Source organism: Sphingomonas mesophila (genome assembly GCF_003499275.1).
Classification (GTDB): Bacteria; Pseudomonadota; Alphaproteobacteria; order Sphingomonadales; family Sphingomonadaceae; genus Sphingomicrobium; species Sphingomicrobium mesophilum.
Window position 1 is genome coordinate 1312601 of record NZ_QWDF01000001.1, and the last position, 12151, is coordinate 1324751.

At 66.0% G+C, this 12151-nt stretch carries 8 protein-coding genes; 5 read left to right on the forward strand and 3 right to left on the reverse strand.

The window, feature by feature from the left end; translation table 11 throughout:
* Positions 1-19 precede the first annotated feature (19 nt).
* Complete coding sequence (locus D0Z60_RS06730) at positions 20-1975, forward strand: TIR domain-containing protein (RefSeq protein WP_162888120.1); 1956 nt, start codon at positions 20-22, stop codon at positions 1973-1975.
* On the opposite strand, the gene D0Z60_RS06735 is transcribed toward D0Z60_RS06730, so the two are convergent.
* The 3 genes from D0Z60_RS06735 to D0Z60_RS11685 all read right to left on the reverse strand — a co-directional run bounded on the left by D0Z60_RS06735 (position 1960) and on the right by D0Z60_RS11685 (position 7095).
* On the reverse strand, positions 1960-3735 hold the full coding sequence (locus D0Z60_RS06735) for a putative bifunctional diguanylate cyclase/phosphodiesterase (RefSeq protein WP_118857534.1): 1776 nt from the start codon (positions 3733-3735) through the stop codon (positions 1960-1962). The two genes, D0Z60_RS06730 and D0Z60_RS06735, sit on opposite strands and share 16 nt — an antisense overlap.
* 58 nt (positions 3736-3793) lie before the next feature.
* Complete coding sequence (parC, locus tag D0Z60_RS06740) at positions 3794-6064, reverse strand: DNA topoisomerase IV subunit A (RefSeq protein ID WP_118857535.1); 2271 nt, start codon at positions 6062-6064, stop codon at positions 3794-3796.
* Positions 6065-6663: 599 nt separating this feature from the next.
* A complete protein-coding gene (locus D0Z60_RS11685; protein ID WP_162888121.1) occupies positions 6664-7095 on the reverse strand; it encodes a hypothetical protein in 432 nt (143 codons plus the stop codon).
* An 11-nt stretch (positions 7096-7106) separates the two neighbouring features.
* Here D0Z60_RS11685 and D0Z60_RS06745 point away from each other — a divergent pair, with 11 nt between their 5' ends.
* From D0Z60_RS06745 to purC, 4 genes are all read left to right on the forward strand, one after another.
* Positions 7107-8297, forward strand: coding sequence for an ImmA/IrrE family metallo-endopeptidase (locus D0Z60_RS06745; RefSeq protein ID WP_118857536.1), 1191 nt, complete (start codon positions 7107-7109; stop codon positions 8295-8297).
* Positions 8298-8991: 694 nt separating this feature from the next.
* Entirely contained in the window at positions 8992-9771 is a 780-nt protein-coding gene (locus D0Z60_RS06750) for a hypothetical protein (protein ID WP_118857537.1), read from the forward strand.
* 108 nt (positions 9772-9879) lie between these two features.
* Positions 9880-11268 (forward strand): PAS domain S-box protein, encoded by a 1389-nt coding sequence (locus D0Z60_RS06755; protein WP_118857538.1) that lies wholly within the window; start codon positions 9880-9882, stop codon positions 11266-11268.
* Between the two features lie 73 nt (positions 11269-11341).
* Positions 11342-12124, forward strand: coding sequence for a phosphoribosylaminoimidazolesuccinocarboxamide synthase (gene purC, locus D0Z60_RS06760; RefSeq protein WP_118857539.1), 783 nt, complete (start codon positions 11342-11344; stop codon positions 12122-12124).
* Positions 12125-12151 lie beyond the last annotated feature (27 nt).

The following is a 12151-nucleotide window of genomic DNA, read 5'->3' on the forward strand; positions in this document are numbered from 1 at the left end:
CGGCCCGGGGGTGCGTCCGGTGGCCGATGTCTTCATCTCATACGCCAGCAGCGACCGCGCGGTCGCCGAGCGCATCGCCCGGCTGCTCGGCGAGGCCGGCCTTACCACTTGGTGGGACCGCCACATCAAGGGCGGCTCCGAATTCTCCCGCGACATCGAGGAACAGCTCGACAGCGCCGCCAAGGTGCTGGTCCTGTGGTCGAAGGAAGCGGTCAAATCGCGCTGGGTGCGCGACGAGGCGAGCGTCGCCGCCGACAGCGGCCGGCTGGTCGCCGCGACCATCGACGGCACCGCCGCGCCGCTGGGTTTCCGCCAGTTCCAGACGGTCGATTTGTCGCGCAGCAAGGCGCTCCCGCCCGAACTGCTCGACGCGCTCGACGCCGCGCCGGCCGAGCGGCGCCCCCCTGCCCCCGCGACCTCGCGCCGACCACTGTGGCTGGCGCTCGCCGCCGCCGCGTTGCTCTCCGTCGCGGCCCTAGCCTGGTTCCGCCCCGGCCCGATCGCCGGCTGGCTCGGCGGCACGAGCGAGCAGCGGCGCAGTTCGGCGGTCGCGATCATGCCCTTCTCGACCCCGCCGTCGAGCGACGTCGCCTGGCTCGGCGCCGGCCTGTCGGGGGCACTCAACAACAGCCTCGCCAGCCTCGGCGGCCTTCGGCTGGTCTCCTCGACCTCGACCCAGGCGGTCGCCGGCCAGCGCCTCACCGCGCCCGAAATCGCCGAGCGGCTCCACGTCTCCCACCTCGTCGAGGGCGACGTCCAGAAGACCGCCACCGGCGTGGCGATCATCGTCCGGCTGGTCGAGGCCAAAAGCTCGAGCCAATTGTGGAGCCGAAGCTACAGCGGCGCGCTGACCGATCTGCCGGCGCTCCAGGCCAACATGGCCGGCGATCTCGCCGCCGCGCTTCAGGCCCGGCTCGGGGTCGCGCAGGGCAATCTCGCCGCCAACCGCGACGTCGATTCGCGCGCCTTCGAGGCCTATCTGCGCGGGGTCGAGCTGATGTCGCTGCGCGCCGACGAGCAGAAAAGGCGCGAGGCGCTTCAGCAATTCCGGCTCGCCGCCTCGACCGCGCCCGATTTCGCCGACGCCCACGCCGGCCTCGCCTATTTGCTCGCTCTATCGGTGCCGCAGCAGATCGAGCTGCCGTGGCCCGCGCTGAAGGCCGAGCAGCGCCGCTCGGCCGCCCGCGCGCTGAAGCTCGACCCGGACAATCTGCTGGCCGAAGCCGCGCGCCTCGCCGCCCTCCATAATTTCGACGGCCAGGTCGAACCGGTGCTCGAGGGATCGCGCAAATTGCTTGCGCGCGCCCCCGATTTCACTCCGGCGCAGTACATCTACGCCAATGCCTTGTCGTTCGCCGGCCACGACCGCGAGGCGCTCGCCTTGTTCGATCGCGTGGTGGAGGCCGACCCGTTCAACAAGACGGCGCGGATGACGCGCATGTTCGCCCAGATCGACGTCGGCAATTACGAGGCGGTGCGGGCCGACGCTCTGACCTGCGACAGCGATTGCGGCGGAATGCTCAATGCGTGGTTCGAAGCGATGCTCCACCTCGCCACGCCGGAGCAATATGCCCGCGACTATCCCGAGCTCAAGCGGCGCTCGCCCAATTTCCCGGCCGAGCTCGAAACCTTGTCCCGCAAGATCCTGGATGCCGTCATCCTCGGTAAGCCGTTCGACGGGAACATCCCCGTCGACCAAGCCGATTTCTTCCTGGTCGCCGCCCACGCCCGGCTGGGCTCGACCGACACTGCTTTCAGGCTGGCCGACCTGGCGATCGAGCGCTTCCATCCCGATCAGGTGCTGGCGATGATCGGCACCCGGCGCCTTGGCTTCTCGGCCGAGCAGCGCGCCGACCCGCGCTATCATGCGCTGTTCCGCAACCCCAAGCTGGTCCACATGGAGCGCTACCGCCGCGCGCGCGGCAAGCTCGAGGGCCTGCCGGTGTTCCCGGTCAAGCCCTACGCCGGGCGCTGACGGCTGCGGAAGAAGTCGAGCGCCGCATCGGCCTCGAGCGGCCGCGCGAAGTAATAGCCCTGGCCCGACACGCAGCCCAGCGCCGCCAGCGTCGTCGCCAGCTCGATCGATTCCACCCCCTCGGCGGTGGTCGACATGCCGAGCGCGTCGGCCAGGCTCAGCACCGCCCGCACGATCGCGACGCTGTCGGCATCGCCCATCATTCCGGTGACGAAGCTGCGGTCGATCTTGAGCACGTCGATCGGTAGCCGCTGGAGGTAGGCGAGGCTGGAATAGCCGGTCCCGAAATCGTCCATCGCGACCATCGCGTCGAGCGCCTTTAAAGCCTCGAACACGCGCTGCGCGCGCTGCGGGTCCTGGACGATCGAGCTTTCGGTGAGTTCGAGCGTCAGCCGGTCGCCGCTGAGGCCCGAAGAGCGCAGCGCGCTCCCGACCACCTCGGCGATGTCGTCCCGCGCGATCTGGATCGCGCTGAGGTTGACTCCCAGGCGCACCGGCAGCGGGCTGCCCTCGGCCAAATCCCAATCGGCCAGCGTGCGCGCGGCGCGGTCCATCGCCCAGCGCCCGAGATGCAGGATCAGCCCGCTTTCTTCGGCCACCGGGATGAACTCAGTCGGGCTGATCTCGCCGCGGTCGGCGTGGTTCCAGCGCGCCAGCGCCTCGAACCCCGACACGCGGCCGCTCTGGAGGTCGACCAGCGGCTGGTAGGACAGGGTCAATTCGTCCTTGTCGAGCGCCCGGCGAAGCTCGGTTTCGATCGAGAAACGGCGCCGCGCCAGGCTCGCTTCCTCGGGCTTGTAGAGCTGCGGCGCGCCCAGCGCCTTGGCCTGCTTGACCGCGAACTGCGCGCTTCGGAACAGCTCCTCGGGGTCGGCGCCCTCGCTCATCATCGCCGCGCCGATCGCGCATTCGACCTTGATCTCGAGATCGGCGAGGGTGAACGGTGCGGCGAGCACGTCCTGGATTCGCTCGGCGGCCTTCAGCGCATCGTCGATCCCGCGGCGAAGCGTCACGATCACCCCGAATTCGTTGCCGCCGGTGCGCGCCAGCCGGTCGCCGGCGCGCAGCGCGCTGACCAGCCGCCGGGCGAAGGTGATCAGCAATTCGTCGCCGAACAGGCTGCCCATCGATTCGTTGATCCGGCTGAAGCGCAGCATGTCGACTACCAGCACGGCATGGCCGACCGGGCGCACCGTGCCGTCCGCGCCGATCGCTCCGACCGGCCGCTCGCCCGCCTCGCCGATCATCTCGGTAAAGCCGAGCCGGTTGGGCAGTCCGGTCAGGCTGTCGCGCAGCATTTCGGCGCGCAGATTGTTCTCGGCCTGGACCTCGATCGTGCGGTCGACCACGCTCAGCATGCAGCGCGCCACGCCGCCGGGCGCGGGCGGCAGCGGCGCTGCCTTGAGCTTGAGGAAACGCCGGCCCAGCCCCTCGCCCTCGACCAGGTCGAGCTCGTCCCTGGCCTCGGCCGGACGCTTGAGGAAGGCGCGCAGGAAATCGCCGCCCGGACCGGCGCCGTAGCGGTGGAACAGCTCCTGGAAGGTCTCGGCGCTGCCGTCGCAGCCGGCCAGTGCGAAGAAGCGGCGGTTGAGCGCCTGGACCCACAATTTCCCGGCGTTGAGGGTGAAGATCCCGGCCGCGATCGGCATCGCGTCGAGCAGCTCCTGGTCCCCGGGGTTGGACGCCGCGACCAGGATCGGGGCGATGCTCCCGCCGCGCGCGTCGTCGCGCCCTCGAAGCGGGGTGGAGGCAGAAGTCATGCCCGCCCTGTTAAACGGCGCGCGTTAACAGGCCGTTTCGCCTCCGGCCTAACCTAGTTTAATCGCTTGGCTTTTGCTCGCCGGTGGACGCGGTCGTTACGGGCTCGAAGCGATTGCTTCGCGGGAAGCCGTTGGGCGCCATCCGCCCCGCCGCTCCGCGCGCCGCCCGCCAGGCGGTGAGGTCGCTTTCCGTGCGCACCCTGCGGCTCTCGCCGCCGAGCGGCCAGCTCAGCCCCTCGCCGAGCGCCAGCGTGGTCGCGTCGGCCAGCGCCCCGTCGCGATATTTTTGCAGCGTCACCCCCTGCCCGCGCGCCATTTCCGGCAGCTCGCCGATCGGGAACACCAGCATCTTCCTGTTCTCGCCGACCACCGCGACGCTGTCGTGTCCCTCGCCGACCGCCCGCACCACCGCGACCTTCGCTCCGGCGCGCAAATTCATCACCTGCTTGCCCTTGCGAGTCTCGGCGATCACCGCCTCGCCCCGCGCGACGAAGCCCTTGCCGTCGCTCGACGCCAGCAGCAGCCGCGTGTCGGCCCTGACCTTCATCAGCGCCGCGATGCCGACCTCGGCCGGCAGGTCGATCAGCAGCCGCACCGGCTCGCCGAACCCGCGCCCGCCCGGCAATTTGTCCCCGCCCAGCGTGAACGCCCGCCCGTCCTCGGCGACCAGCAGCAGCTTGTCCGTCGTCTGCGCGTGGAACATCGTTTCCAGCGCGTCGCCCTCGCGGAACTTGAGGCTGTCTCCCTCCGCCGCCGCGACATGGCCCTTCATGCTGCGGATCCAGCCGCGCTTCGAAAGGATCACCGTGATCGGCTCCTTCTCGATCATCTGGCTCCAGTCGATCTCCGCCCGCGCCGTCGCCGCGACCGGCACGACCGCCGTGCGCCGCGCATCGCCGAACCGCTCGGCCATCGCCGCGAGATCCTTCTTCATCCGCCGCCGCTGCCGCCCCGGCTCGGTCACCAGCCGGTCGAGCTCCTCGCGCTCCTTGACCAGCTTGGCCCGCTCCTTGGTCAGCTCCATCTCCTCGAGCTTCCTCAGGCTCCTCAGCCGCATGTTGAGGATCGCCTCGGCCTGCCGCTCGGTGAGCTCGAACTCGGCGATCAACACCGGCTTGGGCTCGTCCTCGGAGCGGATGATGGCGATCACCCGGTCGAGGTTGAGGAACGCCTTCAGGAACCCCTCGACCAGTTCGAGCCGGTCGTCGATCTTGCCGATGCGGTGCAGCGAGCGCGCGACCAGCACCTCGAACTGGAAGTCGAGCCACGCCAGCAGCGCTTCCTTCAAACTCATCACGCCCGGCGTGCGGGTCTTGTCGAGCACGTTGAGGTTGAGCGGAAAGCGCACCTCCAGTTCGCTCATCCGGTACAAACTCTCCTCGAGCAGCGCCGGGTCGACCGTCCGGCTCCTCGGCTCGAGCACGATCCGCACATCCTCCGCGCTTTCGTCGCGCACGTCGGCCAGGATCGGCAATTTCTTGTCGCCGATCAGCCCGGCGATCGCCTCGATCAGCTTGCCCTTCTGCACCCCGTAGGGGATTTCGCTCACCAGCAGGTGCCAGCCGCCGCCCTTCTCGACGACCTTCTCGATCCGCGCCCGCAAGCGGAAGCTCCCGCGCCCGCTGACATAGGCCCGCGCGATCGTCTCGGAATCGTCGACCAGCACGCCCCCGGTCGGGAAGTCCGGCCCCTTGACGAACGCCAGCAGCTCGGCGTCCCCCAGCCGCCGGTCGTCGATCAGCGCCGCCGCGGCCGCCGCCAGCTCTCCCACATTGTGCGGCGGGATGCTCGTCGCCATGCCCACCGCGATCCCGCTCGCGCCATTGGCGAGCAGGTTCGGGAACAGCCCCGGGAACACCTCCGGCTCCTCGTCCTCGCCGTTGTAGGTCTTGCGATATTCGACCGTGCCCTCGTCGAGCCCGGCCATCAGCACCGCCCCGACCGGGGTCAGCCGCGCCTCGGTGTAGCGGTAGGCGGCGGCGTGATCGCCGTCGATGTTGCCGAAATTGCCCTGCCCGTCGACCAGCGGATATCTGAGCGCGAAATCCTGCGCCAGGCGCACCATCGCGTCATAGACCGACTGGTCGCCGTGCGGGTGGAACTTGCCGATTACGTCGCCGACCACCCGCGCCGACTTCTTATAGGCCGACGCCGGGTCGAGCCGAAGCGCGCGCATCGCCCACAGCAGCCGCCGATGCACCGGCTTCAACCCGTCGCGCACGTCCGGCAGGCTGCGCGCGGTGATCGTCGACAGCGCATAGACCAGATACCGCTCGCTCAGCGCGGACGCGAATGGGGTGTCGATGATCGAAAGGTCGGGCGTTTCCATGCCCGACCTCTATCCGTTCGTCCCGAGCGAAGTCGAGGGACCCGGCAGCCACGAACACGCGGGGACACCGCTTTTCTGTGGGCAAATCGCCTGGCTGGAAGTCCCGCCGGCCAGAACCGCGCGGACCCAAACCGCCCGCAAACCGTTGTAACCCCTGCCCGCGGCCCCCCAAGCCCTCCTTGTCCGCGGGCCAGTTCTCCTCACCGCGTAAGCGTCCTCGCGGAGCCAAGGCTCCTGTCGCGAGAGCCCCGTCGTGGAAACACGGCGGGGCTTTACGCGACAGCCGCCGAGCCCAGTGAGGCCTGTCCTGAGCTTGTCGAAGGGCCGGCGCCTGCGCCGCCCGAAACGGGGCGAAGAGACGGCGAAGGCCGGCCGACGGGCCGCGCAGCGGTCCCGATCGACGTCACGGGCGGAGCGCAAAGGTTCCGGCGATGCGCAGCATCGTGGGAATGCGCGGAGGGTTCACTCCCGTGACGGCTCTTCCCCCCAAGCTCGCTCGGGCGGTGGGTTGGCAGTGCCGGTACAGGGTGCAGCGGATGCGGGGGCGTTTATAAAGACGAAGGGAAAACAGGCATGATCCAGGCAGTTGCGATGCGCATTCACTCTGGCTTCTTTACACGCACAACGGCCAGCGCTTGGACCCACATGATTCCGATAGCCACTGGAACGACCGATAATGTTAGTAAAAACCACATCCATCCAGTCGACACTTCGGAATCGGGACAGACTGTCGCAGCAAGTAGCAGCACGAAATTCGTAGCAGCCCCGAACTTGATTGAAGACATCGGCATCTTTGCTAAACGATGGGCTTCTTTCACCGCTCGTTCCAAGTTTGTAAGCCGAACCCAAAGATTGCTCTCGGCGAGTCGCGACTCATCGGCTCCGTCCTTGGGAAGGAGCAACAAGTCATGATGAATCGCCTGCCGAACTCGCTGCGCCCGCACCGTGATAGGCTCGATGAAGATCGTGAGAGCGAATGCCAAGCCTGCTCCAAACTGCGCCAGGCTTGCAAAGTCATCTAAGCTAAGCAATCGTAGCCTCCGTGCCCACAAAGTTCAACTCGAACAGTCTGAAAGAAGCAAGGCGCTCGCGCAAGCTTTCAATAGCTGACGTGAGTCACTTCACGCGCATTAGTGAAGGTAGCATCCGTAAGTTCGAAGAAGATGAGAAACTCCCTTCAGTCATACAGGTTGAGAAGTTAGCAGCGCTCTATAACTCTTCGCTGTTTACGTTTTTCTCGGAAGGTCGATTCGAGGCGCCGGACTCGCTAACCGATTTTCGGAAGGCTAACTTGGGCTCAGCCAACGTTTCTCCAAAAGGCTTAATGAAAATTTGGAGCGCCGAGAATTCGGGCACATTCTTGGCTGACCTACTTTCCGCCCTAGGAAGAAACAGGCCAAAAACAAAGTCGTTCGCTCGCATCACTAATTTAAAGAAACCGGATTCAAGCGAACTAAGGACGGCATTCGACGATTGGTCTGCGTCGCACACCCAGACTTTGAAAATACAAGGAAGCGACGAGGAACGTTTCATTAAGTTGTTCCGATATTTTCTCGAGATCCACGGATGCCGCACCATATTCAACTCAGCCCCTCTTGAGGATTTCCTCGGTTTTTTCACCGACAATCAACGGAGGGTCGAGACCATCTTTGTAAATCGTGAGATTGGGAATCTGAAGAGAAAGGTCTTCACGTTTGCGCACGAAGCCGCGCATATGATTTATGATCTTGAAGGGATATCTGATCCCTTTGTTGCGACAAATACGATTGAGAAGAAGTGTAATAGGTTCGCGGGAGACTTTCTTGCTCCGGAAGTAGAGATACTTCGCCTAATCGATAAGCTGCCGCGAGCGACGTTAGTCGATCCGATTAGGTTGATCTCCGCCGTTTCAAAGGCGACCTTGCTAAGCAGACAGGCCGCTGCCCTGCGCCTTAAGGACTTAGATGTCATAAGCGCATCTCAGACTCGGAATTTTTTTGCTCATCTGTCTACCCTGCGACGGATTGTCGAAATCGAGGCTCCGAAGGTCCAAAGAGCACCGATGGGAAGGAACGCCGTTATAGGTAAAAAGCTCAATGAGATCGGGATATTCGCAGCGAAGACAGCGAGTGCCGCATTGAAATACAAACTTGTGGACGAGGTCGAAATTCAGCGAGGCCTTGGTATTTCTCTCGCTATTCAGAAGGATGTTCTGGAGTTGGGCGAGAGGAAGTTCGACCTGAGTGCCGACTGATGGCGCTACCCGTTGTGCCAGCGTGGATCGTTGACTATCCCACGGCTCGACGGGTGTTCGCGAATGGTTCTCCCAAATTACGAAACGCTTTTGTGCAAATGGGTGGCGCAGGGTTATTAAAGTACTGCGCGTGCGAACATCCCGACTTCCGGAGCGACGCCGAGCTTCGCGCTCATTTTTGCGAGTTGCAGAATTGTCGCTGTGACGTGCTGCGGGAAGATGCGGAGTTAGCGGGTGGATTCCCCGATCGAAAAAATGGCAAGAAGGCTCATTCAAGAGATACATCTGCGCAATTAATCGTTGCATGTGCGATCAGGAATGGCTTTGGAATAGTCTCATCACTTCGTGGCATTTACTTCAGTCCCATTGATTTGGCGCCAGCACATATGGTCGCCTTGGAAATCGCAGACTTCGAAGCGCAGTTATGAGTTCATCTTGGAAGATGAACGGCCAGTTGGACACGCGTCAGTTTGCCATAGCCGTCACGGAGTGAATCCGTGACGTCGGTCGTGTCGGGCTCACGCCCGCACGCCGGCCGGCTTTTCGCATCTCTTCGCGCTAGCTCGCCTTTGCTTCGCAAAGCCTCCCCTGCGCTCGGTGCGAAAAGGCTGTCCTACAGCCCCCACCATGTGACATCTGTCCTGTCCCCTTTCGCACCCGCCCGGCCCCGCGCCGGGCGCCCAGGAGGACGAGCATGACCCGCCCCCGCCGCAAGCCGCTCGGGCCGCCCGCCCCGCCGGTGCCGCCGCGCGCCGCCGTCCCCGCGATCCCCGATCAGGAGGTGTCGCAGATCATCAAGCAGTATGACATCGAGCAGCCGCTGCCCGGCTGGCGCCACCCGTTCTTCGTCGAGGAGGAGCGCTCGCCGCTGCCCGCGCTGTACGATGCCGAGGGCTATCCGGTGATCCTGTTCGACGCCGTCCCGCGCGCCCGGCGGCGGGCCAATGGCTGGTGCGAGCGGACCCAGCGGGCGTTCGTCGCGCAATTGGCGCGCACGCCCAACGTCACTTATGCCGCTGAGGCGGTCGGCAAGACGCCGCGCTCGGCTTATCATCTGCTGCTCCACCCCGCCGCGGAGCAGTTCGCCAAGGCGTGGGACATGGCCGTCCAGTACGGCCGCCACCGGCTTGGCTTCACCGCGCTCGGCCAGTGCCTCGACGGGCCGGAGGAGGTGCAGGTGTTCCGCCGCGGCCGGCTGGTGCGCACCGAGCGGCGGTTCAACGACACGCTCGCCCTCGCCTTGCTCGCCGGGCGCGACCGAAGCGCCGGTTTCTACCTCGATGCGCAGGCGCGCTGGCGGCGGGCGCGCGAGTTCGAGAAGCTCGATGCGCACAAGGCCGCGCTCGCCGCGGCGGAGGCCGAGACCGAAGCCGAAATCCAGCGCGCCCACGAGGAGACCCGCGTCTATATGGAGCGGATCGAGCGCGAAGCCGCCGAGCGGCCCCGGCCCGAGCCCCGCATCCGCCGCCTCTAGGGCCGCGCCTAACTTCGCGATCCGGTCCCCGAAAAGGCCGATCCTGCGTGTAGTTCGCGAAGTTAAGCGGCCCTGTTCCGAGCCTCCCTTTCCCGCTAGACCCGGCCGATGTCCGGCGCCGCCCAGCCCCCCGCCACCGCCCGCCCCGCCCCCGCCGAGGCGCATCTCGCGGCGATCGTCGAATCGTCGTCCGACGCCATCGTCTCCAAGGACCTCGACGGCGTTGTGCTGAGCTGGAACCGTGCCGCCGAGCGGATGTTTGGCTGGTCCGCCGAGGAGATGATCGGCAGCTCGATCCGCCGCCTCATCCCGGCCGACCGCCAGGCCGAGGAGGACCGCATCCTCGAGCGGGTCCGGGCCGGGGAGATTGTCCCCAAGCTCAACACCGTCCGGCTGCGCAAGGACGGCTCGACGCTCCTCGTCGCGATCACCGTCTCGCCGATCCGTGCTCCCGACGGCACGATCATCGGCGCCAGCAAGATCGCCCACGACATCACCGCCGACGCGTTGGTCCAGCAGGACCTCGCCGACAGCGAGCTCCGCTTCCGGGCGCTGGCCGACAACATCCCCCAGCTGGCGTGGATGGCGCGGCCCGACGGGGACATCTTCTGGTACAACCAGCGCTGGTACGATCACACCGGAACCGACTTCGAGGCGATGAAGGGCTGGGGCTGGGAAAAGGTCCACCATCCCGATCACGTCGGCCGCGTCACCGCCAAGTGGAAGCGCGAGCTGGCCCGCGGCGAAGGCTGGGAGGACACCTTTCCGCTGCTTGGCCGCGACGGCACCTACCGCTGGTTCCTGTCCCGCGCCCAGCCGATCCGCGACGCCGGGGGCGAGGTCACCTTGTGGTTCGGCACCAACACCGACATCACCCAGCAGCGCGAGCACGAGGAGCAGATCGAACTACTGATGGGCGAGGTCAGCCACCGCTCGAAGAACATGCTGGCGATCGTCCAGTCGATCCTCCACCGCACCGCGCGCGGCATCGATCCCGAATTCGTCACCGGTTTCGAAAAGCGCATCGCCGCGCTGGCCGCCAACCAGGACATGCTGATCGGCCGCGGCTGGGCCGGGGCGGCGATGAGCGACATCGTCACGTCTCAGCTTGGCTCGGTGCGCGATCTCATCGGCCGCCGGGTCACCGTCGACGGCCCGGCCGAACTCATGATCCGCCCGCGCGCCGCCGAAGCCCTCGGCCTCGCCTTCCACGAGCTCACCACCAATGCGGTCAAATACGGCGCCCTGTCCAACGCCGAGGGCTGCGTCGCTTTGTCGTGGTCGGCCGGAACCTCCGGCGACGCGCCCGGCTTCACCGTCGAGTGGCGCGAGAGCGGCGGCCCGCCGGTCGCGGCGCCGACCCACAACGGCTTCGGCAGCGTGCTGATCGACCGCAATATCCGCGCCGCGCTCGGCGCCAAGGTCGCGCTCGACTTCGCGCCCGGCGGGCTGGTGTGGACCGTCACCGCCCCCATCGAGCGCACCGTCCTCGCCTGACGGCGCATTGCCGCCGCCCCGGCCCGCGCCTATAGCGCCGCCTCGATCACCAGCAGGAAGACCCCGCGTAATCATGTCCCGTCGCCGCCAGATTTACGAAGGCAAGGCAAAGATCCTCTACGAGGGTCCCGAGCCCGGAACGCTGATCCAATATTTCAAGGACGACGCGACCGCCTTCAACGCCCAGAAGCGCGGGACGATCGCCGGCAAGGGGGTGATCAACAACCGCATTTCCGAGCTGATCTTCGTCGCGCTGGGCGGGATCGGCGTTCCGACCCACTTCATCCGCCGCCTCAACATGCGCGAGCAGCTCGTCCGCCAGGTCGAGATCGTGCCGATCGAAGTCGTCGTGCGCAACGTCGCCGCCGGCTCGCTGTCCAAGCGCCTCGGCATCGAGGAAGGCACCCAGCTGCCGCGCACGATCATCGAATATTATTACAAGGATGACGCGCTCGGCGACCCGATGATCGCCGACGAGCACATCGCCTGCTTCGGCTGGGCGAGCCAGGACGAGATGAACGACATCGCCGACATGGCGATCCGCGTAAACGACTTCATGTGCGGCCTGTTCGCGGCGATCGGCATTCGGCTGGTCGACTTCAAGCTCGAGTTCGGTCGCGTGTGGGACGGTGATTATCCGCGCATCATCCTCGCTGACGAGATCAGTCCCGATGGTTGCCGGCTGTGGGACATGAAGTCGAACGAGAAGCTCGACAAGGATCGCTTCCGCCAGGACCTCGGCAAGGTCGAGGAAGGCTATCAGGAGGTTGCCCGGCGCCTCGGCCTGCTGCCCGAGGAAGGCGACGACAACCCGGTCCTCGACCTCGATTCCCACCGCAAGAAACGCGGCAAGTAAGCGGCCTCGTCACGTTTCGGGACTGTC

Coding starts and splice junctions, on each gene's coding strand:
- purC (WP_118857539.1), top strand. CDS start 11,342: ATGTCCCGTCGCCGCCAGATTTACGAAGGCAAGGCAAAGATCCTCTAC.
- D0Z60_RS06755 (WP_118857538.1), top strand. CDS start 9,880: ATGTCCGGCGCCGCCCAGCCCCCCGCCACCGCCCGCCCCGCCCCCGCC.
- D0Z60_RS06750 (WP_118857537.1), top strand. CDS start 8,992: ATGACCCGCCCCCGCCGCAAGCCGCTCGGGCCGCCCGCCCCGCCGGTG.
- parC (WP_118857535.1), bottom strand. CDS start 6,064: ATGGAAACGCCCGACCTTTCGATCATCGACACCCCATTCGCGTCCGCG.
- D0Z60_RS06735 (WP_118857534.1), bottom strand. CDS start 3,735: ATGACTTCTGCCTCCACCCCGCTTCGAGGGCGCGACGACGCGCGCGGC.